This window comes from Natrinema sp. 74, from assembly GCF_046097095.1.
GTDB lineage: Archaea > Halobacteriota > Halobacteria > Halobacteriales > Natrialbaceae > Natrinema.
Genome location: NZ_CP175698.1, coordinates 1643135 through 1667407, shown reverse-complemented (window position 1 = coordinate 1667407; position 24273 = coordinate 1643135). Strand labels below are relative to the sequence as shown.

Here is a 24273-nt window from a genome sequence, read left to right as displayed (position 1 = left end):
GCTATCGGCGAGTGTTCAGGGTGATCCCGCCGGGAGGTCGAGTCGCTCGTAGGCCCGCCGGGAGAGTCCGTCGACGCCGAGTCGGTCGTCGTGGGCGTCGCTCCCGCCAGTCGCGAGCAGGTCGTCCCGTTCGATCGCCCGTTCGACCGGCTTGCGGTCGACCTCGCGACCGTAGGGATATCGCAGTTCGACGGCGTCGAGTTCGGCCGCCAGCGCGAGCGCGCTCTCCGGATCGCGGTACCGTAGCGGATGGGCCAGCGAGACAAGTCGACACGACTCGGCCAGCGCTCCGTGGCCGCGCTCGAACGACGGCACCTCGCGAGGAACGTAACACGGACAGTCGGAGCCGATCAGGTGATCGAACGCACCCTGATAGTCGTACTCTGCCTCGGGGTGGGCCTCGATCGCCCGTGCGATATGGGGCCGCCCGAACCCGCCGTCGATCGTCACGTCCAGTTCGATCCCCAGCCGCGATTCGACGCAGTCGACGATCGCCCGCCCGCGCTCGATGCGGTTCGCTTGAATCTTCTCGAGGATCGCCTCGAGCTCCGCGCTCGGCTCGAGTCCGTACCCCAGCAGGTCGATCCGCTGGCCCCCCTCCGTCCCGACCCGGAGCTCGATCCCGTGGAGCAGCGTCACCCCGTCGCGCTCGACGACCGGCCCGTCGAACGGCTGGACCCGGTCGTGGTCCGTCACCGCGACGACGGAGACCCCGTCGCGGCGCGCGGCCTCGGGAACCTCCTCGAGTGTGAGGTTCCCGTCCGAGCGCGTCGTGTGGACGTGTAGGTCCGCGTATGGCATATCGTACCCGAACGGCCCCGCTCCCAAAGGCGTTTCTCCGCCCCCGCGTTTGGTTTTCCGCCGTCTCTAGGGGTATACTAGGAATTCTAGGTATGCAGTGCGACTAGGAAACATAGATGGACAATGTTTATAATTATCGTTCACAGAGGATAGGGTGTAATGCTGCTCAATGGCACCGGTGAGGTCATCGACGACCACGAGTACCCCGCGACGACCGAGGAACTGATCGAGGAGTACGGGGACCGCACCCTCGAACTCCCCAACGGAAGCGAGACGGTCGGCGATGTACTCGCCCGCCTCGAGTCCGAAACCTTCGAAGGGCCGGAGGACGCCCGCTTCGCCGTCTACTCCGCCGTCAGCGACAAGGCCGTCGGCCGCGTCGGCTACAGCGACCGCGACCCGAACCCGGTCGGCAGTCCGTACGCGCCCGACGCCGTTTCCTTCTAAGAACGAAGTTTTTTACTCTCGGGTCGGCCTCCGGCCAACCGCTCGAGCTAAAAAAGGCCGAGCGCGCCGACGGCGCGCTCGGTACTGCCACTTGCACTTTCGGCAGGCGGGGGGTCCACTAGTAGCACCCGCGAGCGACCGTTGGGAGCGATCGGGCCGACGACTGATGTGAGCGAGCAGCGCGATCAAACGGAAGGAGGAGTGTTCTCGTGAACGTAGTGAACGAGAGCTCGGAAGACACGAAGCGTCTTCCGGTGCTTTTATACTAACTTTTGCCGAGGGCGCGGCGAAGCCGTGCCCGTAGAGCAAAATTTAGTTGAATGTGTCGATGACCGGGATGCCTTCGGTCTCGAAGTCCGTCATGGCGTCGAGTTTGTCGCTGACGTCCTCGAGACCGATCGTGTCGGAGACGACCTTTTCGGGCTCGAGCTTGCCCGTCGAGACCATTCGGAAGATCTCGTCGTAGCGGGTCGGCGGCATGCCCAGCGAGCCGATGAACTCGATCTCCTGCATGACCATCGCGTCGGACGGGAGGGGGATCACGCCCTGTTCGTCCTGGGTCGTGAGGCCGACCTGGATGTGCTGGCCGTGGGCGTCGAGACTCGAGACGGAGTTTTGGCTGGTCGTCGCGATGCCGAGCGCGTCCATCGAGACGTTGGCACCGCCGTCGGTGATCGCCGAGACCTCGCCGGGGACGTCGTCGGCGTCCTCCGCGCTGATCGTCTCGACCGCACCGAGGGACTCGGCTGTCTCGAGTTTCTCGTCCTTGAGGTCGATGGCGACGACGTTCGCGCCGAGCGCGTCGGCGATGTGGACCGCCGAGAGGCCGACGCCGCCACAGCCGTGGATCGATACCCAGTCGCCCGCGCCGACATCCGCGCGGTGGGCCAGCGCGTGGAACGAGGTCATGAACCGACAGCCGAGCCCGGCCATGTCGACCGAGGAGACGCCGTCGGGGAGTTCCACGAGGTTGTGGTCGGCGACGGGGACGTGGACCTGTTCGGCGAACGCGCCCTGGGCTTGCTCGATGAACCCGAGCGGCATCACGTTCTCGCAGATGTTCGAGTGGCCCCGCTGACACCGGGGGCAGGTCCCGTCGCCGAGGTTGAACGGAACGGCGACGTGGTCGCCCTCCGCGACGCTTTCGACGTCGTCGCCGACGGCGGCGACGCGGCCGGCGGGTTCGTGACCCAGAATCTGACCCGGCTGGGTCTCGAGGCCGAGCCATCCCCAGTCGCCTTGCCACCCGTGCCAGTCGCTGCGGCAGACGCCACAAGCTTCGAGTTCGACGACGGCCCCGTCCGGCGCGGGCTCGGGCGCGTCGACGTCTTCGATCGATAGCGGTTCACCGTGTTCTTCGAGAACAGCTGCTCGCATGAGTATGACTAACTATGTCACAGTATAAATACGTGCAACCCCGCTGCAGCGATTGATAGCGATGCGAGCGAGGCGGTTCAGGTCCGGTCAGTTCGGAAACTCGAGCACGGTATCGCGCGAGGACACCGACCCGTTCCGGTAACCGTCGACGTGACCGTTCGACCGGATGCGAGAGGCGACGGCGGGGCGGTAGCGAACGTCGAGTTGTTCGCCGCAGACGGTAGTTCAGAGACCGTCGTGAACCTTCGACCCTCGACCTGCGGCAGAGCGCGACGGACGCGTCGTGTTCTGCCGTTCGCTATCGGTGCTCGAACCGGGATGAGACAACTGACGTCCGTTCGAATCCGATCACGCATTGTTGAGAGACGTGAAACCGTCGACATGAACCGTTCATCGCGAGGACGACTGCTTTCGGAATCCGGGCGAGATGCCCACGAAAAACCGGTCGGGCACGGATACGTGATCGAACTCGAATACACTGTTCGCTGCTGTGAAATACCATTTCAAGATACTATTTAGATTGATCTTATATCTACGAAACATCTTACCGATCAGGTAGCTAACACCATTCGTCTGGACCGTGGACGTATGGGTAAAAACGACAGTGGTGGCAGTGAGGATCAGTCATCCGTACTATCCCCCGGTCGCCGACGGTTTCTGGGAGGCGCTGCGGGCGTCTGCCTTGCATCGACCGTCGGCATCGGGAGCGTCGGGGCGACGGAATCGAGTCCAGGTGACGAACGGTGGCGAGTCGATTTCAGCAGTCCGGACTCCCTCTCCGATCCCTCCCTGTCACCCGTGGTGGACGGCTCCCTCTTCGTGAATAATGATGCCGTCCACGCACTGACCGCGTCGACGGGTGACGAGGAGTGGCAGTTCGACGTCGGCGAGACGAGACTTCTCGATTCGCCGATCGTGTCCGATGGCACCGTCTTCGTCGCGACTGACGTTCCCTACACCTCGGAAACACGGGACGAGAGCGACACCGCCGTGTACGCACTAGACGCGGCGACGGGGACACAGAAGTGGCAGTTCGACGCGTACGACCGGTCGGTCGCACCCCTAGTAGTCGCGGACGACACAGTCTTCATCCCGAGACAGTTTTGCGTCTACGCGGTGGATGCAGCCACCGGAGACCAGCGATGGCAGTTCAAGGTCGGCTACGGGGTCGAGGACAGATTGACGGTGTCGGATGGCACGCTCTACGTCGGTGATTCTGAGGGGAACGTGTTCGCCGTGGACGTAGCCACGGGTGAAGAAGTGTGGCGCTTCGACGTCGGCACGCGATTGACCACCGAACTGACGGTCGCCGATGGCACGCTCTTCGTCGGTGCGATGGGCGGGTGGGAGCGATACGGCGGAGCGGATATGGAGTACTACGTCTCCGCACTGGACGTGGCGACCGGTGACGAACGGTGGCGTTTCACGTTGGATACGGCGACGGGAGAAGACGCGTCCAGCAGCGAAGATCCGAAAATCGAGTTCGTGACCGTGGAAGACGACACGGTCTTCGCCGGATCGGACGAGTGCTACAGCGATTCTTCGGCGTGTTCGAGCCTGTACGCCCTCGATGCGACGACGGGCGAAGAGACGTGGCAGTTCGAGGCGACCGATTCGGTCGACACGATGACGAAGGTGAACGGAACGATCTTCGTCGGGACCGCATTCGAGCGGGGGGGCGACGCGGCCGTCTATGCGGTAGATGCGGACACGGGCACGGAACTGTGGTGCTTCAACGCGGACAATATGATAGACTCACCGATCACGGTGGTGAACGGAACCCTCTTCGTCGTCAACAGAATCATCAGAAGCTCTTCCCCGGATTTCGAGGACGCCTATCGGTTGAACGCGCTGGATGCGGCCACGGGCGACGAGAAGTGGAATTTCGTCGCCGAGAACGGCATCGACTCGCTGAGGTTCGCGGACGACACCGTCTTCTTTTCGGCTGACCAGACGACGGTGCACGCGCTGGACGCCGGCACGGCGGACTCAAGCGAGGAGTCCGAAACGACCGATACCGAACCGGACGCTGACGGTGACGAATCAGCCGCGTCCCGATCGAATGCTGGCGAGGGGAGCTCGGGGGAGACGGCGAACGACGGATCGAACGAGAGTCGCTCGGGCGGTGATGAGAACGAGTCTGCCACCACTTCGGTGGCCGCTGACGACACCGAGTCCGACGACGGGGCGGAAAATCCCGAAGACGAGATGCCCGGGATGGGAATTCCGGCGGCAGTGACGAGTCTCGGCGGTGCCGGATACATGTTGAAACGGCGACTCGAGCGCTTCGACTCTAACGACTCGTAGTCGAACGACGAGCGACGAGTCCGCCGTCAGTCCAGGAACTCGAGTGCGTCGCCGAACTCGAGGGGTACCCCGCCTTTCCGGTAGCCTTCGACGCGGCCGTCCGGACGGGCACGATAGACGATGGCCGGTCGATGGCGCACGTCGGGTTGTTCGCCGCGGACGGCAGACCAGGCGTCGTCCCGGAAACTCGAGCAGTCGACGAACAGGGTTGCACCGCCGCCGTGTTCGGCCAACTGACCGTTGGTCTTGGTCTCGGCGGTGTCGCGGACGGCGGCGACGGGGCCGGCGGCGGCGCGGGTCCCCGGCGGCTGGGGGCGGGTGACTTCGACGAGGACGTTGGTGTCGTCATCTTCGGCCCGGAAGTCGAGCGAGTGGCCGGTCGTCACCTCGATTTCGGGCACCACGTCGTAGCCCGCGTCGGTGAGTATCTTCGCGGCGATGAATTCGGCCATCGCGGCGCTCATCCGGACGCGATCGACGTGAGTACTGGTACCGAGCTTGCCCGACATGACGTGGCGATACTCGTCTAAGACGCCGGTTCGGAGGAAGTCCTCGAAGAAGCGAGTGGCCTCGCGGCTGCCGGTGTCGGGGAAGCCGGCGGCGTGTTCGCTGAAGAACGAGCGAGTGGAGTCGCGCCCGTCTTTGGACATAAATACCGGCAGGAAGAACCACGAGAGGTGCGGATAGTCGGCGAGCCAGGGGGATTCCTCGTGGAGCGTCGCGGTCAGTTCTCGCTTGGCCCACCGCGAAACGTGGTGGGGGACCTCCCGCCAGCCGAACTTGTCGGTCTTCCACAGCGAGGAGGGCGTTTCCGTATTGCCCATCCAGTAAGCCTCGTCGTCGGCGCGTGCAAAGAGGGCGACGTCGCCGTTGTCCATCTCGAACCGGTGTGATTGCCAGTCGCCGCCGATCGCAAACCACGGCGTGACGGCGCGAGCGCCGATATTCGATCGCAGGGGCTGGAGAATATCGTTGTGCACTCGCCCATCACTCCAGGACTGGGGCGAGTATCGAAAGCGAAGCGGCCGTGCCACGGTTTCCCGTAGGATCCGGGGGTGCATACGTCTTACGCGATTCGCGGACGAGCGGAAACGGTGTGAGGGACCGTTACATTAATGGTCGACAGCCGCCTATCTTGCGTATAGTTACCATGTCAATGGGTGCCTACGACGAAGACGAGCACGAGCGCCGTGAACGACAGGCCTCCGCGGTCGATACGGAGTTCGACGACGAGCGGACGGTTTACCACGGTGAGGTCGAGTACGACTCCGGCGACTCCACGGAGGAGCTTCTGGATCAGTTCGAGCGAATCAAGTCCGAGTGACGACCGGCTCTCGACCTGCGTCTTCCTCTCCGGACGATCGCTGCGGAAGCCGCTCCTCGAGTACGAACGGAACCACCGCGAACGGAACCACCGAGTCGGTAGACCGCCTCAATCGCCATCGCGGACTCAGTGCCGGACGCGGATAGCGCCGCTGCCGGCTCACTCGAGGTCGTCCCAGCCCGGCGTTTCGGGTGCGCCGCGGTCGCCCTCGACGGTGTCGGCGAGCTCCGGCGCTGGAACCGTCTCGCCGGCCTCCCGGCAGCGTCGGTGCCAATCGCAGATCGCCGGGCCGACCCAGGACTCGCCGTCCGAAGACGCTGATTCGGACGCTTCGTCGCTTTCACCGTCCTCGAGCAACCGCGATTTCGCCTGCTCGTAGTGGTGTTCCGAGATCGCGAGCGTCCCGGGACTCGAGGCCGCGGCCACCGCTACGGGTTCGGCGCGGTCTTCCCGTCTGAGCTCCCCGGCCGCGGCGCGGTCGACGATCCCCTCGAGATCGGCCGGTCGCGGGTGGCAGAACAGCTTCGCGCCGATCGCCTGTGAGCCCAGTAGCAGGCCGTCGGGATCGCCGTGCTCGGCGTCGCGCAGTCGGTCACCGCCGAAGGCCGCCTCGACGCGTTCGCACTCGGTCTCGTGCTCGAGCGCGAGGTTGTGTTCGGGATACGCGCCACACTCGTCGGGATACAGGTCGTCCCCGTGGATCCGACACTGCAGCGTCGTCGGGTCGAGGAAGACACAGGTCGGGAGCCACGTCGGCTCCTCCCGACCGAAGGGAGCGACCGGTTTCGGCGGCTTCCGCAAACCCACGAAAAACGCCGGCCGATCCGCGATGGCGGCGACGTTGCGGCCGTCGATCTCGACGCTGTCGCCCTCTCGTGGTGACTCTCCGCTCGAGGTGTCCGAGGCGCGTGGCTCTTTGCTCTCGCCGCGGACGTGCCAGAACCGCGGCGTCAGCGCGTCGCCCATCCCGTTCTCGAGAAACGCCCGCACCTCGTCGCGAGTCAGCGGGACGAAACTGGGATCGTCGTCGAGCGGGTCCCGCGACGGCGTCGCGTCCTCGCCGCCGTCGAACGGATCGCGTCGCCGGTGTCGCCAGTCGGCGTCCGCGCCGTCGCCGGCGTCTCGAGTGTCGGGCTCGGCTCCGTCCTCGAGCAGCTCTCGCCAGTCCAGACAACAGCCCGCACAGCCCTCGCAGTTCACCTCCATGCGCGCGGGTACGTCGCTTGCGCGTATAACCGCTGTGCGAGCGCGCGCCGCTTGGCAGCCCGCGCTGGGGAACGACTTTCACCCTGTGGCACCCACGCTCGCGTATGTCGAAAACCTCCTGTGACGGCTGCGGCCGAACGGTCACAGTCTCCGGCGGGATTGCAAACCTCTGGTCGTTCGGCACCGACGCCGGCACCGTCGGGACCGCAATGACATTGGAACTCGAGGACGGGACGTCGCACCTGCTGTGTTACCCGTGTATCGAAGCCGTTCCGGACTACCCGACCGCCGAGGACATCGAGCGCCTCGAGCAGGTCGACGAGGAGTCCTCGCAGTTTCGGACGCCGTAGGCTCGGCGGTCGTTCGATCGCTTCGAAGAAATGATGACGGTCGGGGAGTGGAGGCGATGTGACAGACGGCGCGACCGCCCGTGACAGGTATGGGGACGACGCGCCGCGGTGTGACTGCGGCCGTGAGCGGAAGGGGTGGGATTTGAACGCCACGGGGCGAAATGCCGCCGCGGAACCAGGTGGCACCGCGGTGCTCTACCGCTGAGCGACCCTTCCGCACGTCAGTGCAACGGCGGAGTTCGTATTTGTAATCGGTCGGCTACCCGCAGCGATCGTCCCGTAGGCGGTCGATAGCGAGCGGTAGCCGGCGGTTTCGGTGTCGGTAGCCGGCGGCTGTGCGCCGCCGCGAGTCACGGCGGGCGCGACGGTCCGCAGGGTTTAGGATGCGGCCGCGCCCTGCATCGAACGGTGAATTCCGAGCGGATCTTCGAGGCGTTCCCCGCGCCGAGCTACCGCGGGGCCCAGGAACAGGCCCTCCGCGACATTCGCGACGCCTTCGCGGCCGGCAACGACGTCGTCCTCGTGCGCGCGCCGACGGGCAGCGGCAAGTCCCTGCTGGCCCGCGCCGTGGCCGGCTGTGCCCGTCGCGCCGAGGAGGGCGACCCCAGCGACGCCACGGGAGCCTATTACACGACGCCGCAGGTCTCACAGTTAGACGACGTGGCGGCCGATGACCTACTGGCCGACCTCAACGTCATCCGCGGGAAGTCGAACTACACCTGTATCCTGCCCGACGAGCGGGACACGCCGGTCAATCAGGCCCCCTGCGTCCGCGAACGGGGCTACGACTGTTCTGTCAAACACCGGTGTCCGTACTTCTCCGACCGGGCGATCGCCTCGAACCGGGAGATCGCGGCGATGACGCTGGCCTACTTCATGCAGACCGCCGGCAGCGAGGTCTTTCGCAAGCGCGACGTCGTCGTCGTCGACGAGGCCCACGGCCTCGCCGAGTGGGCCGAGATGTACGCGACCATTCAACTGGGGCCCCGAACGGTGCCGTTCTGGGACGACCTCCGCGTCCCCGCGGTCGACTCGATCGAGCGCGCCGTCCGCTACGCCGAGAGCCTCGCGGGGACCTGCGAGCGCCGGAAAGATGACTTGCTCGCACAGGACTCCCTCTCGCCCGGCGAGGTGCGCGAACGCGACCGCCTGCAGGAGCTCATCGGCGAACTCGAGTGGTTCGTCTCGGACTTCCGGGACCCCGAGAGCCCGACGACGTGGCTGGTCGATCAGTCCGAACCGCGCTCCGGCGACGGTGGCGACGCCGATGATGGCGACGATCCGCAGGGCGGCCCCCTGACGATCAAGCCGATGAACCCCGAGAAGTACCTCCAGCACACCGTCTGGGATCGCGGGAACAAGTTCGCGCTCCTCTCGGCGACGATCCTGAACAAGGACGCCTTCTGCCGACAAGTCGGGCTGACCCCCGAGAACGTTGCGCTGGTCGACGTCGAGCACACCTTTCCCGTCGAGAACCGGCCGCTGTACGACGTGACCCAGGGGAAGATGACCTACGAGGAACGCGACGAGACGACGCCGAAGATCGCCCGCACGATCGTCCGGCTCATGCAGCGCCACTCAGACGAGAAGGGGCTGATCCACGCCCACTCCTACAGCATTCAAGAGCGCCTCGCGGACCTCCTCGACGACTTCGGGGTCGGTGACCGGGTCCGAACCCACGACCGCGACGGCCGCGACGCCGCCCTCGAGGCCTGGAAAGCGAGCGACGACCCCGATGTCTTCCTCTCGGTGAAGATGGAGGAAGCGCTCGATCTTAAGGGCGATCTCTGTCGCTGGCAGGTGCTGTGCAAGGCCCCCTTCCTCAACACCGGAGACTCGCGGGTGGCACATCGCTTAGAGGAGGGTCAGTGGGCGTGGTACTACCGGACGACGCTCCGGACGGTGATCCAGGCCTGCGGCCGGGTCGTCCGCGCGCCCGACGACTACGGCGCGACGTATCTGGCGGACTCGAGCCTGCTGGATTGTTTCGAGCGCGCTCGGACGGACATGCCAGACTGGTTCGAAGCGCAAGTCGACCGGATGGAACGACCGGAGTTGCCGGCGTTCGAACCACGAGCGGCGCTTTCCGACGCGCCGAACTCGGGTTCACGGACGAACACGAGAGCGACCGGCGGCGGCTCGAGCGGGACCGATTCCGGCGGCCAGCAGAACTCCAGCGGCTCGTCGCGCTCGCGGCGCTCGTCGCGCTCGAGTCCGCTCGCGGACGTCTGGGACACGGACGGCTGAGCGCTCGGTTCGGCGGGCCGTCGTCGGAACCACATTCGACCGCCGGATTGCGTTATAGGAACGCCGTCGCGCTGTAGGCGACCACCGAAGACACCATGAGGAACGCGAAGAGGAGAGCGATGAGCTGATTTCTGTCCATACGCCCCGGCAGTCGCCGCTCGAGTATCAATCCAACGACCTTCTCGACGTCTCAGCAGTAGCCGCGAGGGACGGCGCTACTCGAACCGAGCGTCGACGACGACGTGTGTGACGCCCGCACTGTGACTCTTCACCCGCCGTTTCTCGAGCACCTCGAACTCCCGTCCGGCCTCGTCTGCGGCCGACTCGAGGCGCTCGAGCGGGCAGTCCCACAGCAGCGATTCGGGCGTCGCCTCGTGGTAGTGGACGACGCCGCCGGGGGAAAGCGCCTCGAGGGCGTCGGGGAGGAACTCGTGGGCCTCGTCGGTGCGAACGCCGTGATCCGTCTCTTCGTCTTCCGCCGCGGTCGCGTCGGCGTCCGAACTGCCGTAGTAGCCCATGACGACGCGGTCGGCCTCGAGGTCGCTCGCGAGGTCCCGACAGTCGGTCAGATAGGCGTCGACCCGGTCGCCGACATCGTTGAGCACGGCGTTCTCGAGCAGGTAGCGGAAGGCGGTCGGGTTGAGTTCGGTGGCGGTCACCCGCGCGCCGGCCCGCGCCATCGGCAGCGTGAAGTAGCCGATCCCGGCGAACATGTCGAAGACGTGCTCGTCGTCGCCCGCGAGTTCGCCCATGCGTGCGCGTTCGGCCTGATTGCCGGGCGAGAACATCACCTTCGCGGGGTCGAGTCCGTATTTCGTGCCGTGTTCCGTGTGGATCGTTTCCGTTTCCCGCTGCCCCGCGATGAGCCGAGTCCGCGGCTCGCGGTAGGTGCCCGCGTCGCCGTCGTTTTTGATTCCCTCGTCGGCCAGCACGCTGTCGGCCTCGCCGTGGAGCTCGAGCAGGGCCTCTCCGAGTTCCGTCTCGTCGGGACACCCTTCAGGAACCGTGACGAGGATTACCGAGCCGATCACCGCCCACGAGCCGGGCGCGGACTCGCGGGCCGCCTCGCTCCAGCCCCGCTCGGCCAGTAGGTCCTCGAGATCCGGACTTCGAAGCTCGGGCTCGAGTTGTTTGACGACCTCGAGCACCCGCGTTTCGCTCGGCGGTTCCGTGACGGGGAGGGCGACTCTCTCGGAGCCACCTTCTCGGGTCGCCGACTCGTTCGCGCGGTCTGCAGGCACCGCGTTACGTCCCCCTCGTGCCTCGCGTACGCGCCTCGAGTCGTCGTAGACCCCCTCGGCGCGCAGCGACTCGATGGCCGTCTCTGCGCGGGGCGTCTCGACGATCACGGCCAGCGGGGCGTCGGCCTCGGCTCGCTCGAGGACGTCGTCGGCCGCGGGCTCGAGCGCGTCCGTCTCGGCTTCCGGGGACCGGTCGGCTCCGTCCTCAGTCATCGCGTTCGTCCGGCAGGATGTGCAGACCGGCGCGGCTCTTCAGCACGGGCACGGTCTCGGCGTCCGGATCGAAGTAATCCGGCCGCGAGACGGTTTTCGCCTGATAGGTCTCGGGATCAAGGACCTGGACGGCGTTGTCGTCCTCGACGGTGACGACCGTCGTCTCGACGGCGTCTTCCAGTTCGCCGAGTTTCCGCGCGTCGGGCGAGTTCCCCGCCTCGTAGCCGGCCTCGTAACGCTCGCCGGTCGTCGCGCGGACGCCCTTGAGGTTGCCGCGGGCGCTGCGGACGATGACCGGCCCGCTGTCGTCCTCGTCGAGGTCGATCACGTCGCCGGGGGTGTACGGCGGGAGGCGGACGGCGAAGGTAACGCGGTAGACTTCGTTGCCGTCCTCGTCCTCCGTGACGAGGGTCTCGGCGTCGTTGACGGTGCCGCCGAACTCCTCGATCATCTTGTTCGCGATCTTCTTGCCGATCTTGTTGGTCGAGACCTTGATGTTCAGCCCGTCGTCGATCTCACCGATTTCGGTGACGAAGGCGTTTCGGTCGCCGGTCGCTTCCATGTCGGCGACGATCCCGTTTGCGATCTCTTTGGCGCGTTCGGTCTCGTCGGTCGTCGGGGTGCGGTCCTCAGCGCGGATCTGGACGACGCTCGCGTAGTAATCGCCGGCGATCCGCCCACAGCGGGTGCAGGTCTGGCGGGAAATCTTGACCGGGACTGTCACCTGCTCGTCGACCGGCGTCCCGCGTACGACGCCGGTGAAGTAACAGTGCATCCGGATCGTGTTCTGATCGACCTGTTCGGGGTCAATCTGCCAGGCGACGTCTTCGACGTCGACGTGGACAGCGAGCGCCTCGCTGACCTCCTCGATGGCGATGTCGGTATAATCCTCCGCGCCGACGTCGACCCACCGCTTTCCCCGGTGGACCGCGCCACAGCGCGAACAGACGCGAACGTCGATCCGATCTGGCGCGTCCACGAAGTCGAAGTCCTCGAAGTAACACGAATCGCAGAGTTCGACCTCCGAACCGGGCCGTAGCGGGTCGTTTGCGTGTCCGCCGGCACCACCGTCAGCGTCGCTCGCCGACCGTTCGGGTATCGCGTCCCCGCATCGGGGACAAAACGCACGCGACTTACTCATTGCCCCCGATTGGGACTTCGCGGAGTTAAGCCACCCGCTCCATCCGCCGTTGCTGTTCCCCGCTGCTGTTCCCGTACTTTCCCGCTCGAGGCTCGAGACCAGTCGCCGTCCGTGACTGTCGCGTCCTTCCACGCGAAACGAAGGGGGTGTGTCGAGCCAACACCGATCAGACGAGCGTCAGCCGTCGTCGAATGCGAGTTCGTCAGACGTACCCGTGTCCCGTGGTCTCCATGCGAAACGAAGGGGTTCGACGGGGCCGCTGAACCGAGTCTCGATAGCGACCGAACGCGCCGCTGACCCGCCCGATGAGGCCGAGAATCGAGGGCAAACCTCACATCGCTATCGAACGGCGTCGCGTTCGGCTTCGATTCGCTCGACATACGCGGCCGTGACGGCCTCGAAGATCGCCTCACCGGCCTCGGCGGTGGCCTCGTTCGGATCGCCGAGCACGCCGCTTTCGGTGATCGATTCGAACCCCTCGCTCAGGAGTCGCGCGGTGGAGATCGATCCCTCCGGCCCCGTCTCGAGCCGATCCGTACGGACGAGCCCCTCGTCGATCGCGAGGATCATGGCGGTCTCGGCGGCACCGGCGTGAATGACGTCCTGCTGGTAGTCGACGCCAGCGTCGTGAAGCCCCTCGTTTAACAGTTCCATATGGTCGTCGAGATCGGCGAGGGCGATCACGTTCGCGTCGATCTCGCGGGCGATCTCCGGTGCAACGGTGGTGGCCGGCGCGAAATTTCCTCCGTGAGTCGGAACGAGAACGATGTGTTCGAACCCGTGGTCGTCCAGCGATCGACAGTAGGCCCGAATCAGGTCCATCAGGGTCTCCGGCGGCACCGTAATCGTTCCCGGGAACGCCATGTGGTGGCCCGAGCAGCCGGGCCGAATCGTCGGCGCGGCCAGCGCGTCGCCGAGTTCCGCGGCGATGCGCCGCGAGAGTTCATCACCGTCGAGCGCATCCATGTTCAGCGGCAGGTGCGGCCCGTGTTGCTCGATCGAGCCGACCGCCACGATTACCGTTCGCGTGTCGTTTTCGAGCGCCGTTTCGACCTCCGGCCACGTACACTCCTCGAGGAGTAGTGAATCGGGAGTAGCCATTCGACATGTCGACGGAACGAACCGACGGGAATACGTCTTCGGGTAGTGGTAGTGATCGACCCTGACTCGCCGTCTTGCAGTTGGTCGTTTCAACAGGGCACTTATTTCGTCGGAGCACGTCGTTTGAGATATGAACTGGCAGGCGGATTGGGGGCTGCGCGTTCGGATGTTCGTGACGATGTTCCTGCTGTTTGCGCTGTACATCGTCTTCGCCGGAGCGATCGCCGCCTACATGGGGAGTTTCGTCGTCTTCGTCGTCCTGTTCGGCGGCATGTCGCTCGCACAGTACTTCTTCAGCGACACCCTCACGCTGAAGAGCATGGGTGCGAAGACAGTCTCAGCCGACGAGTACCCGCAACTCCACGCCTCGATCGAACGGCTCTCCCAGCAGGCCGACCTCCCGAAGCCGAAGGTTGCGGTCGTGGACTCGCGGGTTCCCAACGCCTTTGCGACCGGGCGCAACCAGAAGAACGCGGCCGTCTGCGTGACGACCGGACTCATGAACACGCTCGATCGGGACGAACTCGACGGCGTGTTAGCCCACGAACTCTCCCACGTCAAAAACCGCGATATGATGGTGATGACGATCGCGTCGTTCCTCTCGACGATCGCGTTCATGATCGTCCGCTGGGGCGCGTTCTTCGGCGGCGGCCACAGCCGCGGCGGCGGTCGCGAGGGTGGCGGTGGCGGGATCATCGTCGCGATTCTCGTCTCGCTGGTCGTCTGGATCATTAGCTACCTGCTGATCCGGGCGCTCTCGCGGTACCGCGAGTACGCCGCCGACCGCGGCGCGGCCGCTATCACCGGCAACCCGTCGGCGCTGGCCTCGGCGCTGCTGAAGATCTCGGGACAGATGGACAACGTCCCGAAAGAGGACTTACGCGAGGAGGCCGAGATGAACGCCTTCTTCATCATCCCGATCAAGTCCGGCATTATCGGGCGGCTGTTCGCGACGCATCCGTCGACCGAGCGCCGCGTCGAACGGCTCCGCGACCTCGAGCGCGAAATACAGACTTTCTAAGGCGCTCGAGCCCTCACTCGAACTATGGGACTACTGGACGGGCTCCGGTCCATCCTCGGTTCGCGCGCCGAGACCGACGCCGGACGCGACGCCGACCCCGACGACCTATTCGGAATGAGCACTGCCTACCTCACGATGGAGGCCGATCTGGGCTACGAGTCGCTGGACGTCGGCGCGCTCTGTTTCTCCGGCGTCGATTCGGCGGACTTCCGGGACGCCGTCGACGAGGTCGAGGCGATCTTAGCGGCCGGCCAGGAGGAGACCGGCACCGACTTCTCGGTGACGGAAGACGACCACGGCTACCACTGGGTTGTCCTCACGGACGACGACCCCGAGGACCTGATCACGAGCATGCACTTCGCCGCCGATACGTTCATCGAGCACGGCTACGGCTCGCGGCTACTGGCGGCGGTGTTTGCGTATGCGGATCGCGATGGCACCGCCTACTGGATCTATTCGTTCCGGCGGGGCCGCTTCTATCCGTTCGTCCCGCGCGACGGCCGAGAACGCGACTCGAGCGCGGAGTTCACCCTCGAGTCGGCCTTGGACGGCGAACTCGAAGTCGAGGACGAGAAAGACTACTGGTATCCGCTCTGGCCCAGCAAGCGCGGCACGCATCCTTGGGAGTGAACGAGGGCGAGCGCCACCGGTCTACGTTCGCGGTCGGCGGACACCCAAATTCTGTTGGGAACAGCGGTATTGCGATGTGGTGCATACGATGAAATAGGCGGCAGGAGCCCACCAAAACCACTTCGAACCCATTGAAACCACATCATCACAACTGCGCACCACCCAGTTGCTCCCCTTTTCCTGCCGCTTTCCGTTTTCCGTGCCGAGCCACTGCTCGGCCGTCCCGCAGTTCGGGCATCCAGCGGTCGATCCAATGTGCCGTGGCTGTCACCGCTCGTACGTGTAACACCAATAACACCGGCCAGAGCACCTATATGGGCCGCTCCGTATGTCCGGATAAGCCGAATGCGTGATATTTCGAATCGACTCGTCGGTGGCATCCTCGCCACCGCGGGCGCGCTCCTCTCGCTGTTTCACGCGCAGACGCTTCTCGAGCCGAGTTCGGCCGTAGCGGGTGCGCTCGTCGCCGGCATTCCGCTCGTGTTGTCACTCGCCGTGACCGCGATCGGCTACTCGCTCGCTCGAGAGCGACTGCTTTCGAGCCAGTATCCGGGTCGGATGCTGGCCTGGACCGGCAGTGGTGTGCTGGCGCTGTCTGCGCTTAGCGTGTGGGCGTTGGCGGCGACCGCCGTGGTCGGCACCGTCACGATCGATCCCGTGACCGTGGTGCTCAACGTCGCGACCTTCGGCGCGCTCGTCGGCTTGCTGGTCGGGCTGTACGACGTTCGCGGACTGGAGCGCCAGCGGTCGATCGAGCGACTGAACCGAATCAACGACACGATCCGGATCGTGACACAGGAGGTGGCTAACAATACCGAACGAGCCGCCCTCGAGCAGGGGGTCTGTGACCGGCTCGACGAATCCGAGCCTTACGAGGGCGTCTGGATCGGTCGGTACGACGCCGACGACGACCGAGTACGGCCCCAGGTGTGGGCGGGCCTCGACGACGACTACGTCACGTCACTCAAGATCACCGTCGACGACAGTCCGACCGGGACCGGTGCCGGCGGTCGCGTGATCAAGACCCGCGAGATACAGTGCGTCCCCGATGTCTTCGCGGATCCGACGATGGAGCTGTGGTGGGAGGAGTTCGAGCGCCGCGGCGTCCGGTCGATTGCCGGTGTCCCGATTGCCCACGGCGAAACGGTCTACGGGCTCATCAGCATCTATGCTGACCGACAGACCGTGTTCGACGAGCACGAACAGTCAGTGCTGTCGGAACTCGGCGAGACGATCGGCCACGCTATCGCGTCGCTCGAGGCCCGCGAACGGCTCGCGGAGCACGAGGCCGAACTCGCGCGACAGAACGAGCGGCTGGACGCTTTCGCCGGTATCGTCTCGCACGACCTTCGGAACCCGCTGAACGTCGCGCTGGGTAACCTCGAACTCGTGCGCGAACAGCGTGACGTGGATGACGACCCCCTCGACGATGCCGCGGCCGCGTTAGAGCGCATGGAGGGTCTGATCCGCGATCTGTTGACGCTCTCCCGGCAGGGCGAGACGGTCGACGATCTCGAGGTCGTCCCGCTCGAGGCGGTCGTCGACGCGGCATGGTCGACGACGGCCGCGTCGGCATCGGCGACGCTCCGCGTCGACGGCGAACTCGGTGCGATCGCCTGCGATCGGGACCGATTGCAACGATTACTGGAGAATCTGTTTCGAAACAGCGTCGAGCACGGCTCCCGCGCCGACGACGGCGAGAAAGACACCGGACCGAACGTGACCGTCACCGTTCGGCGGACCGACGCTGGATTCGCGGTCTTCGACGATGGCCCCGGCATCTCGTCGGACCTCGAGCAGACCGTTTTCGAAGCCGGAGTGACGACGGACGACGAGGGAACCGGGTTCGGCCTCAATATCGTCCAGAGCATCGCCGACGCCCACGGCTGGGACGTCTCGCTTCGTGAGGCCCCCGACGGCGGTGCCCAGTTCGAATTCGCCGACGTCGAGACGCCCGACAGTTATACTCGTGGCGTCGGTACCGATACGCAGTGACCAAGTGGACCCAGTCCAACGGCGATACGCGCAACGCCGGCCTTCGACGCGATCTCGAGGGGCCGTCCCGCGTGACCGAATCGTGGACGGCCGAGTTAGACGGCCGACCGGGATCGCCGGTGTGCGACCGCGACACCGCCTACGTCGCCACGAGCGCCGGACCCTGCTACGCGCTCGAGCGGGAAACGGGCCGTCGCCGGTGGACCGTCGAGACGGCGGCGACGGTCGACGCGACGCCGGTGGTCACCCGCGACCGGCTCTATCTGGGAACCGACGATGGGACCGTCCGCGCGCTCGATCCCGCCACGGGCGACGAGGAGTGGCGGGTCGACCTCCCGGCCGCTCTCGAGTCTGCGCTCTCCCTCTCGGACGGCCGGCTCTACGCCGGACACGCGGCCGGCGTGTCGGCGCTCGAAGCCGAGACGGGCGCGGAACTGTGGACCCACGAGACCGAGTCGGCGGTGGTCGGCCGACCGGTGATCGCCGACGGCCGGGAGTACGATCCGTCGCGATCGACCCGGACCCCGCTTTCGGGACCGGTCGATTCGGACGTGCTCGCGGACGAACGGCGGGAACCCGAACGGCAATGGACCGACGAGCGCGTCTTCGCCGGAACCGCACACGGAACCGTGTTCGCACTGGAGGCCGAGACTGGCGACGAAACCTGGGCCGTGCCCGCCGCCGGCGCAGTCGCTGTCGGACCGACCGTCGCGGACGGCCGGGTCTACGTCGCCGACGACGCGGGGACGCTGCTCGCGCTGGACGCCGCAACCGGCCAGTCGTGGTTCACCTACGAGACCGGGACCGCCTTTACCACGTCTCCGACCGTGCTCGCGGCCGCCGAAACGACGTTCGTCGGAGCCGCCGACGGCCACTGCCACGTCACCGACACGACTGTCGGCCGACGCAAACTCCGCGGCCGGCTGTTCTCGCGGAAGGGCGTCGAACTTGACGGGCCGATTTGCTCCTGTCCGGTCGTCGTCGGCGACGTGCTCTGCGTCGGCGATGCCAGCGGCTCGCTCTACGGGATCGATATCGACGACGCCGACCCAATCTGGACCTTCCGAGCCGAGGAAGCCATCGCGGGCACGCCCGCGGTCGCTCCCGGTCGGCTCTTCGTCGGAAGCGACGACGGACGACTTCATTGCCTCGAGTGGGACGCGGACGACCGGGGCCGTTGAACCCGATCCGCGTTGCCCTCGCTCGCGGCCAATCTCGTGTCGGTACAGTCTCCATTCGTTCATAATCCGTGACTGTCGATTCGAACTCCCCCGACGCCCGCCGGCACTTTCACTTTCACTTCCCTGTAAACGGGGGTTTATGGGGGAGCCGGAACTACGGAGGAGTATGCCCGAAGCAGATCTCGAGACGCTCCCCGGCGTCGGACCGGCGACCGCAGACAAACTCCACGACGCTGGCTTTGACTCCTTCCAGAGTCTGGCCGTCGCGTCCCCATCCGAGCTGTCGAACACGGCGGACATCGGCGACTCCACCGCGGCGGACATCGTCAACGCCGCCCGCGACGCCGCCGACGTCGGCGGTTTCGAGACCGGCTCGACCGTCCTCGAGCGACGGAACAAGATCGGCAAGCTCAGCTGGCACATCGACGAGGTCGACGACCTGCTCGGCGGTGGGATCGAGACCCAGTCGATTACCGAAGTCTACGGCGAGTTCGGTGCCGGCAAGTCCCAGGTCACCCACCAGATGGCCGTCAACGTCCAGCTTCCCGAGGAAGTCGGCGGCCTCCATGGCTCCTGTATCTTCGTCGACAGCGAGGACACCTTCCGCCCCGAACGGATCGACGACATGGTCCGCGGGCTGCCGGACGACGCCATCGACGCGACGCTCGAGGACCGCGAGATCGAGGGCTCGGCCGACGACGAGGAAGCGGTCGACGAACTCGTCGACGACGTCCTCGAGAAGATCCACGTCGCGAAGGCGTTCAACTCGAACCACCAGATGCTACTGGCCGAGAAGGCCAAGGACCTCGCGAGCGAGCACGAGGAGTCAGAGTTCCCCGTCCGACTGCTCTGTGTCGACTCGCTGACCGCCCACTTCCGCGCCGAGTACGTCGGCCGGGGCGAACTCGCGGACCGACAGCAGAAGCTCAACAAGCACCTCCACGATCTGGACAAGGTTGGGAACCTCTACAATACGGCCGTCATCGTGACGAACCAGGTCGCGTCGAACCCCGATTCGTTCTTCGGCGACCCGACACAGCCGATCGGTGGCAACATTCTGGGCCACAAGTCGACGTTCCGGATCTACCTCCGCAAGTCCAAGGGCGATAAGCGGATCGTCCGACTCGTCGACGCGCCGAACCTCGCCGACGGCGAGGCCGTTATGCGCGTCCAAGACGAAGGCCTGAAGCCGGAGTAACTACTCGAACGTCCGTTCGTCCCGCCAAACCGAGTCCGTTACCGCACACGGCGGTCCCCGTCGTTCGTCGTCCCGCAGACGCCAGGCTATCTATGCGGTACAATACCCGCGACCGAACGACGGAAGCGTGCGGCTCGTTTTCAGTCCAGAGTCCCGCTCGAGCGGTGAGCGAGCGCAGCGGGCGACCTCGAGAGTAATACTGTCGTTAGTCCTCGGTCGTCGTCTTGTCTACGTCGAGTTCGCCCTGATAGATCTCCGCGCCGTCCTGTGCGACCTTCTCGGCGAGGACGGCGCACTTGACCCGCATCGGCGAGATATCGACGCCGAGCATGTCGATCACGTCGTCGCGGTCCATCTCGTGGAGTTCCTCGAGGGTCGTCCCGGCGAGTTTGCCCGAGAGCATGCTGGCAGAGGCCTGGCTGATCGCACAGCCGTCTCCCTGGAAGGCGACCCGCTCGATGGTCTCTTCGTCGTCGGCGAGTTCGACATCCATGCGAATCTCGTCACCGCACATCGGATTCTCGCCGACGTGGGTGAACGTGGGATCCTCGAGTTCCCCGTAGTTGCGCGGGTTCTTGTAGTGGTCGAGGATCTGCTGTCGGTACATATCCGAGCCCAGTCCCATTGCTGTATATGGATAGGCCAGTGAGTTGTAAAAGGGTTCCGGGGGGCGACACGGTGGTCGCGTCCGTCATCGGCGTCCTCGAGGCTGGTTTTCCTGGTTCGTCAAAAACCGATCCAGGACGCTCCCGCTACTGGCGCGTCGGTTCAGCGGGACCGCCACGTTCGCGAACCGATCAGCGGGTCACTGCGATGACTTCTCGACGATCGTAAACCAGAACTCCTCGACCGAGTGGACGAACTCGACGAACTCCTCGGGCGCGACCGGTTTCTGTAGGTAGGTGTCCGCCTCGAGACCGTGAGATCGCACGACCTTCTCTCCTGCGTCCGAACTCGTCAGCACGACGATCGGAATTTCCTCGAGTTCCGGCTCGTTTTTCACCGCCGAGAGGACCTCGATCCCGCTTTTGCCGGGCAACTGGGGCTCGAGCAGAACGATATCGGGCTGTGGCTTGTCGGCGTACTCGCCGCGCTGGGCGACGAAATCGAGCGCGGTCTCCCCGTCAGAGACGGTGTGGATGGTGTTCAGAAGCTTTGCATCCCGGAAGTTCTCTTCGAAGAGACGGCAGTCACCGGGATTGGGTTCGACGAGCAGAATCTCGATCGGGTCGGTCTGCTGTCCGCCTTCTGAAGACATTTGCATTACATAGCATGCGGACCAGTAAAAACTCGCAGTCACCGCGATCGGTCTTTCCTTTGTTCGGACGATTCACGCCGCTCACACAGGTGGCCGTAATTTCGTCTCCTAACGCTGAGCTGACGCTCTCTCGTTCTGTCGATGGCAGTCGCGTTCGGCGTTGCTCGAGCCGTCCGCGCCCATTTCTCCGGGGTGCTATAGGAGCCACTGAAACGATTCACACTGATTGCGATGAGGAGAAGTGGGTGATGGCGCAACACCGATTCATCTACGAGAGGAGACCCTGCGTGCCGAGTGCAGAGGATGTGTTCAGTGCGATCGTTTTGAATATCGCCTCCGATTTTCGAGTAGCCCGGTGTCTCACTAGTTAGCCGACCCCGTCTTCAGAGAGATCGGTAGCGGCCGTCTCTTCGACGATCTGAAACTCCGTTGAGCCACATTGGCAACCGTTTCTCGTTCCGATCGGTTGAATCGTTCCGTCTGGCCATTCCTTCGCCGCATAGGCATTTCCGCAACCGAGACATTCGGCGATTGTCCGTTCGCTCTCCCCGTCAGGCATATTTCACGGCTCTCTTAGCCGGAGACCGGGGTTAGCACCACTCTTGATTATACAAAATGCTTAAGTGGATTACCGGTTCGAGTCCGTCGTTTCAGAAAGGGTGCTCTCGAGAATATGGTTCATCCCACGGCGGAGGCGAGACGCGACGGCTTGCTGGGAAATTCCGAGCTCGTCGCCGAGTTCTTCCATCGTTGTCTGACGTGGAGACTCGAAGTAGCCACGATCATATGCAAGTACCAGCGCCTCTTGCTGGGCGTCAGTAAGTGCTGCTTCGCTCTCCGTTTCGACCGGGGTGAGTGCGTGTATCTTCGTGAGCGTAATCGGAATGTCCGACTCTATACAATAGCTCTGAAAGTCCGCGATATCGTTTCGATCGTCGCCACGAACCTCGAACGTCCATTGTTGACTCACACCAACGGCTTTGACGAGTGGAATCTCCATCTCGGTTAGCGCGCTTAGAACACCGGTGTATTCTCGTGCCCACTCGACACGTAACAGATACTCATCTTCAACGGAATCGACGAGACGTATATTCTTCACTCCGGGGTGGTCGGTGAACGCTCCCTCAATATCATCGACGGTAGTTCCTCGCACCCAGAAGTAGGGCACTACGACGTCCTGTGACGGGACAATTCGCTCCAGCGTCACCGTCACATCGGGTAACTGATTGAATACGGTTCCCAAGGGAAATTCGTCCGATGGGATGGTAAAGGTCGCTTCGGTGGCCATCAGTCGAATAGTGCCACGTTGCTCGTAAATATTCTCCCGGGAAATCTGACGCAGAACCGATAATTCTCACAAATATGTCTTTCAGACGACATGGTGATACGCGCTGTGTATTCTGCCTGACCCTGTCACCATCACCGATAGCTGCTCGTCGTACCAGCGGTAGATTCGCACACGTCCATCCCGAGCCGGCTGTTCCGATTCCATATTCCGAACCGATAGTGCCAACTGCCGTTATCGCACCGGCGAAAACAGGGTTCTCGCTGCCCTTCGCTCTGCGTTCGCGAAGACGCTCCGCAGTCAGCGAACGAGCCGACGCGCCCGGCGAGAGCGACACTCTCGCTGGCCGTTGTTCACTCACTCCGTTCGTTCATAACGACGCCGTCGACACCTCCTCGCGCGTCAGCGAAAGAGTTGACGCGCGTCGTCGATGGCGGCGACCAGCTTGTCGACCTCTTCTTTCGTGTTGTAGACATAGAACGAGGCTCGAGCGGATGCCGCGACCCCCAGTTTGTCGTGCAGCGGCTGGGTACAGTGGTCGCCAGCGCGGATCGCGACCGCGTGGTCGTTCATGATCGAGGCCAGATCGTGGGCGTGGACGTTTTCTAAGTTAAACCCGACAAGACCGGCGCGGTCGGGGCCGGGCTCGGGACCGTAGATCTCCACGTCCGGCTCGGCGTCGAGTTGCTCGTAGGCGTAGCGGGCGAGTTCCTCCTCGTGGGCCGCGATGCGGTCCATGCCGATTTCCTCGAGCCAGTCGATGGCGGCGACGAGACCGACGGCTTCGGCGATCTGGGGCGTGCCGGCCTCGAACTTCCAGGGAAGTTCGTTCCAGGTGGCGTCCTCGTAGGTGACCTTCGTGATCATATCGCCGCCGTAGAGGTAGGGATCCATCGCCTCGAGCAGCCCCTTCTTGCCGTAGAGCGCGCCGATGCCGGTAGGGCCGGCCATCTTGTGGCCGGAGAAGGCGTAGAAATCGGCCCCGATGGCCTCGACGTCGACGGACCGGTTGGGGACGGCCTGTGCGCCGTCGATGAAGGTCAGCGCGCCGTGGTCGTGGGCGATATCGACCAGTTCGGAGACGGGGTTGACGGTGCCGAGCGTGTTCGAGACGTGGACCGCCGAGACCATCGCAGTATCGTCGGTGATGATCTCGCGGGCATGGTCCATGTCGAGGCGGCCCTCGTCCGTGATCTGGACGTACTTCACGTCGGCCCCGGTGCGCTTGCCGATCTGTTGCCACGTGACCAGCGAGGCGTGGTGTTCCATCTCCGTCAGTACGACCTCGTCGCCGGGCCCGAGTTCGTTCAACCCCCATGAGTAGGCGACGAGGTTCTCGGCCTCGGTCGTGTTCTTCGTGAAAACGATCTCTTCGCGGCCGTCTGCACCGATGAACTCGGCGACGCGGTCGTGGGCCTCTTCGTAGGCGATCGAGGCCTCCTGGCTCAGGTGGTGGATTCCGCGGTGGACGTTGGCGTTGTACCCGCGGTAGTAGTCGCTCATCGCGTCGATGACCGGGTCGGGCGTCTGGGTCGTCGCCGCGTTATCGAGGTAGACGAGCTGCTGGCCGTCGTCGCCGGCGTCGCCGTCTGCTCGTTGCGTCTCCGACGCAACGTCGAACGTGCGCTCGAGGATCGGGAACTCCTCCCGGATCGAATCGACATCGAGCGACTCGAGATGTTGGTGACTCATTAGTGACTAAAACGAACCCCACGCAAAACACTTCTTCGGTCCGACCCCCGTCCGCGACTGCGGTCGTGTGGCTCGAATCACCGTTGTGGAACCCGACGGCTTCGGACTGTCGGCGTGATGAACGGAAAGGGGGAAGGGGAGGTGGGAGGGGGTGGTGGGGGTGGGGGTGGTCGGGTTCGGGAGGGAAAACGGCAGGAGTGGGGAAGTAGTACCCTGGTGGGTGCCCCTGCCGCGATATATCGTTTGTTGCCCTCGGAG

21 protein-coding genes and 1 tRNA gene are annotated in these 24273 nt (G+C 64.6%); 10 read left to right on the top strand and 12 right to left on the bottom strand.

Features of this window, described 5'->3' with window-relative positions; translation table 11 throughout:
- Positions 1-15: 15 nt before the first annotated feature.
- Positions 16-801 carry a PHP domain-containing protein gene (locus ACJ70B_RS08305; RefSeq protein ID WP_408959929.1) on the bottom strand — a complete coding sequence of 262 codons (786 nt, stop codon included), beginning with the start codon at positions 799-801 and terminating at the stop codon, positions 16-18.
- A gap of 159 nt (positions 802-960) precedes the next feature.
- Between ACJ70B_RS08305 and ACJ70B_RS08300 the strand changes: the two genes are divergently transcribed.
- Positions 961-1248 carry a DUF2795 domain-containing protein gene (locus ACJ70B_RS08300; protein ID WP_408959928.1) on the top strand — a complete coding sequence of 96 codons (288 nt, stop codon included), beginning with the start codon at positions 961-963 and terminating at the stop codon, positions 1246-1248.
- 312 nt (positions 1249-1560) lie between these two features.
- Here the strand turns inward: ACJ70B_RS08300 and ACJ70B_RS08295 are convergent, their stop codons facing one another.
- Positions 1561-2625, bottom strand: a complete 1065-nt coding sequence (locus ACJ70B_RS08295) for a zinc-dependent alcohol dehydrogenase family protein (RefSeq protein ID WP_408959927.1) — start codon at positions 2623-2625, stop codon at positions 1561-1563.
- Between the two features lie 588 nt (positions 2626-3213).
- Here ACJ70B_RS08295 and ACJ70B_RS08290 point away from each other — a divergent pair.
- Positions 3214-4932, top strand: a complete 1719-nt coding sequence (locus ACJ70B_RS08290) for a PQQ-binding-like beta-propeller repeat protein (RefSeq protein WP_408959926.1) — start codon at positions 3214-3216, stop codon at positions 4930-4932.
- A 26-nt stretch (positions 4933-4958) separates the two neighbouring features.
- Here ACJ70B_RS08290 and ACJ70B_RS08285 read toward each other — a convergent pair whose 3' ends face one another.
- Positions 4959-5966: a DUF5784 family protein gene (locus ACJ70B_RS08285; protein WP_408959925.1), complete on the bottom strand. Its 1008-nt coding sequence runs from the start codon at positions 5964-5966 to the stop codon at positions 4959-4961.
- Positions 5967-6082: 116 nt separating this feature from the next.
- Between ACJ70B_RS08285 and ACJ70B_RS08280 the strand changes: the two genes are divergently transcribed.
- Positions 6083-6256, top strand: coding sequence for a DUF5786 family protein (locus ACJ70B_RS08280; protein WP_408959924.1), 174 nt, complete (start codon positions 6083-6085; stop codon positions 6254-6256).
- Between the two features lie 159 nt (positions 6257-6415).
- Here ACJ70B_RS08280 and ACJ70B_RS08275 read toward each other — a convergent pair whose 3' ends face one another.
- Entirely contained in the window at positions 6416-7462 is a 1047-nt protein-coding gene (locus ACJ70B_RS08275) for a YkgJ family cysteine cluster protein (protein WP_408959923.1), read from the bottom strand.
- A gap of 104 nt (positions 7463-7566) precedes the next feature.
- On the opposite strand from ACJ70B_RS08275, the gene ACJ70B_RS08270 reads away from it, so the two are divergent.
- Positions 7567-7812 carry a hypothetical protein gene (locus ACJ70B_RS08270; RefSeq protein ID WP_408959922.1) on the top strand — a complete coding sequence of 82 codons (246 nt, stop codon included), beginning with the start codon at positions 7567-7569 and terminating at the stop codon, positions 7810-7812.
- A 127-nt stretch (positions 7813-7939) separates the two neighbouring features.
- Here the strand turns inward: ACJ70B_RS08270 and ACJ70B_RS08265 are convergent.
- A tRNA-Gly gene (locus ACJ70B_RS08265) sits at positions 7940-8028 on the bottom strand.
- 192 nt (positions 8029-8220) lie between these two features.
- Here ACJ70B_RS08265 and ACJ70B_RS08260 point away from each other — a divergent pair.
- Positions 8221-10059, top strand: coding sequence for a helicase C-terminal domain-containing protein (locus ACJ70B_RS08260; protein WP_408959921.1), 1839 nt, complete (start codon positions 8221-8223; stop codon positions 10057-10059).
- A 215-nt stretch (positions 10060-10274) separates the two neighbouring features.
- Here ACJ70B_RS08260 and ACJ70B_RS08255 read toward each other — a convergent pair whose 3' ends face one another.
- From ACJ70B_RS08255 to ACJ70B_RS08245, 3 genes are all read right to left on the bottom strand, one after another.
- On the bottom strand, positions 10275-11513 hold the full coding sequence (locus ACJ70B_RS08255) for a class I SAM-dependent methyltransferase (protein WP_408959920.1): 1239 nt from the start codon (positions 11511-11513) through the stop codon (positions 10275-10277).
- Entirely contained in the window at positions 11506-12654 is a 1149-nt protein-coding gene (locus tag ACJ70B_RS08250) for a 60S ribosomal export protein NMD3 (RefSeq protein ID WP_408959919.1), read from the bottom strand. The genes ACJ70B_RS08255 and ACJ70B_RS08250 overlap by 8 nt, the downstream gene beginning before the upstream one ends.
- Before the next feature lie 339 nt (positions 12655-12993).
- Entirely contained in the window at positions 12994-13755 is a 762-nt protein-coding gene (locus tag ACJ70B_RS08245) for a creatininase family protein (protein ID WP_408959918.1), read from the bottom strand.
- A gap of 130 nt (positions 13756-13885) precedes the next feature.
- On the opposite strand from ACJ70B_RS08245, the gene htpX reads away from it, so the two are divergent.
- The 5 genes from htpX to radA all read left to right on the top strand — a co-directional run bounded on the left by htpX (position 13886) and on the right by radA (position 19780).
- A complete protein-coding gene (htpX, locus tag ACJ70B_RS08240) occupies positions 13886-14776 on the top strand; it encodes a zinc metalloprotease HtpX (protein ID WP_408959917.1) in 891 nt (296 codons plus the stop codon).
- 24 nt (positions 14777-14800) lie between these two features.
- Positions 14801-15406 (top strand): PspA-associated protein PspAB, encoded by a 606-nt coding sequence (gene pspAB / locus ACJ70B_RS08235; protein ID WP_408959916.1) that lies wholly within the window; start codon positions 14801-14803, stop codon positions 15404-15406.
- A gap of 345 nt (positions 15407-15751) precedes the next feature.
- Entirely contained in the window at positions 15752-17401 is a 1650-nt protein-coding gene (locus ACJ70B_RS08230; protein WP_408959915.1) for an ATP-binding protein, read from the top strand.
- Positions 17398-18582 carry a PQQ-binding-like beta-propeller repeat protein gene (locus ACJ70B_RS08225; RefSeq protein ID WP_408959914.1) on the top strand — a complete coding sequence of 395 codons (1185 nt, stop codon included), beginning with the start codon at positions 17398-17400 and terminating at the stop codon, positions 18580-18582. The genes ACJ70B_RS08230 and ACJ70B_RS08225 overlap by 4 nt, the downstream gene beginning before the upstream one ends.
- 166 nt (positions 18583-18748) lie before the next feature.
- Positions 18749-19780: a DNA repair and recombination protein RadA gene (gene radA, locus ACJ70B_RS08220; protein ID WP_408959913.1), complete on the top strand. Its 1032-nt coding sequence runs from the start codon at positions 18749-18751 to the stop codon at positions 19778-19780.
- A 205-nt stretch (positions 19781-19985) separates the two neighbouring features.
- Here the strand turns inward: radA and sufU are convergent, their stop codons facing one another.
- From sufU to ACJ70B_RS08200, 4 genes are all read right to left on the bottom strand, one after another.
- Positions 19986-20405, bottom strand: a complete 420-nt coding sequence (gene sufU, locus ACJ70B_RS08215; RefSeq protein ID WP_408959912.1) for a Fe-S cluster assembly sulfur transfer protein SufU — start codon at positions 20403-20405, stop codon at positions 19986-19988.
- A gap of 180 nt (positions 20406-20585) precedes the next feature.
- Positions 20586-21038 carry a response regulator gene (locus tag ACJ70B_RS08210; RefSeq protein ID WP_408959911.1) on the bottom strand — a complete coding sequence of 151 codons (453 nt, stop codon included), beginning with the start codon at positions 21036-21038 and terminating at the stop codon, positions 20586-20588.
- A 628-nt stretch (positions 21039-21666) separates the two neighbouring features.
- On the bottom strand, positions 21667-22326 hold the full coding sequence (locus ACJ70B_RS08205; RefSeq protein WP_408959910.1) for a helix-turn-helix domain-containing protein: 660 nt from the start codon (positions 22324-22326) through the stop codon (positions 21667-21669).
- 399 nt (positions 22327-22725) lie between these two features.
- Positions 22726-24015, bottom strand: coding sequence for an aminotransferase class V-fold PLP-dependent enzyme (locus ACJ70B_RS08200; RefSeq protein ID WP_408959909.1), 1290 nt, complete (start codon positions 24013-24015; stop codon positions 22726-22728).
- Positions 24016-24273: the final 258 nt, after the last annotated feature.

Coding starts and splice junctions, on each gene's coding strand:
- ACJ70B_RS08205 (WP_408959910.1), bottom strand. CDS start 22,326: ATGGCCACCGAAGCGACCTTTACCATCCCATCGGACGAATTTCCCTTG.
- htpX (WP_408959917.1), top strand. CDS start 13,886: ATGAACTGGCAGGCGGATTGGGGGCTGCGCGTTCGGATGTTCGTGACG.
- ACJ70B_RS08245 (WP_408959918.1), bottom strand. CDS start 13,755: ATGGCTACTCCCGATTCACTACTCCTCGAGGAGTGTACGTGGCCGGAG.
- ACJ70B_RS08230 (WP_408959915.1), top strand. CDS start 15,752: ATGCGTGATATTTCGAATCGACTCGTCGGTGGCATCCTCGCCACCGCG.
- pspAB (WP_408959916.1), top strand. CDS start 14,801: ATGGGACTACTGGACGGGCTCCGGTCCATCCTCGGTTCGCGCGCCGAG.
- ACJ70B_RS08275 (WP_408959923.1), bottom strand. CDS start 7,462: ATGGAGGTGAACTGCGAGGGCTGTGCGGGCTGTTGTCTGGACTGGCGA.
- ACJ70B_RS08300 (WP_408959928.1), top strand. CDS start 961: ATGCTGCTCAATGGCACCGGTGAGGTCATCGACGACCACGAGTACCCC.
- ACJ70B_RS08255 (WP_408959920.1), bottom strand. CDS start 11,513: ATGACTGAGGACGGAGCCGACCGGTCCCCGGAAGCCGAGACGGACGCG.
- ACJ70B_RS08280 (WP_408959924.1), top strand. CDS start 6,083: ATGTCAATGGGTGCCTACGACGAAGACGAGCACGAGCGCCGTGAACGA.
- ACJ70B_RS08270 (WP_408959922.1), top strand. CDS start 7,567: ATGTCGAAAACCTCCTGTGACGGCTGCGGCCGAACGGTCACAGTCTCC.
- radA (WP_408959913.1), top strand. CDS start 18,749: ATGCCCGAAGCAGATCTCGAGACGCTCCCCGGCGTCGGACCGGCGACC.
- ACJ70B_RS08295 (WP_408959927.1), bottom strand. CDS start 2,625: ATGCGAGCAGCTGTTCTCGAAGAACACGGTGAACCGCTATCGATCGAA.
- sufU (WP_408959912.1), bottom strand. CDS start 20,405: ATGGGACTGGGCTCGGATATGTACCGACAGCAGATCCTCGACCACTAC.
- ACJ70B_RS08200 (WP_408959909.1), bottom strand. CDS start 24,015: ATGAGTCACCAACATCTCGAGTCGCTCGATGTCGATTCGATCCGGGAG.
- ACJ70B_RS08250 (WP_408959919.1), bottom strand. CDS start 12,654: ATGAGTAAGTCGCGTGCGTTTTGTCCCCGATGCGGGGACGCGATACCC.
- ACJ70B_RS08210 (WP_408959911.1), bottom strand. CDS start 21,038: ATGTCTTCAGAAGGCGGACAGCAGACCGACCCGATCGAGATTCTGCTC.
- ACJ70B_RS08290 (WP_408959926.1), top strand. CDS start 3,214: ATGGGTAAAAACGACAGTGGTGGCAGTGAGGATCAGTCATCCGTACTA.
- ACJ70B_RS08305 (WP_408959929.1), bottom strand. CDS start 801: ATGCCATACGCGGACCTACACGTCCACACGACGCGCTCGGACGGGAAC.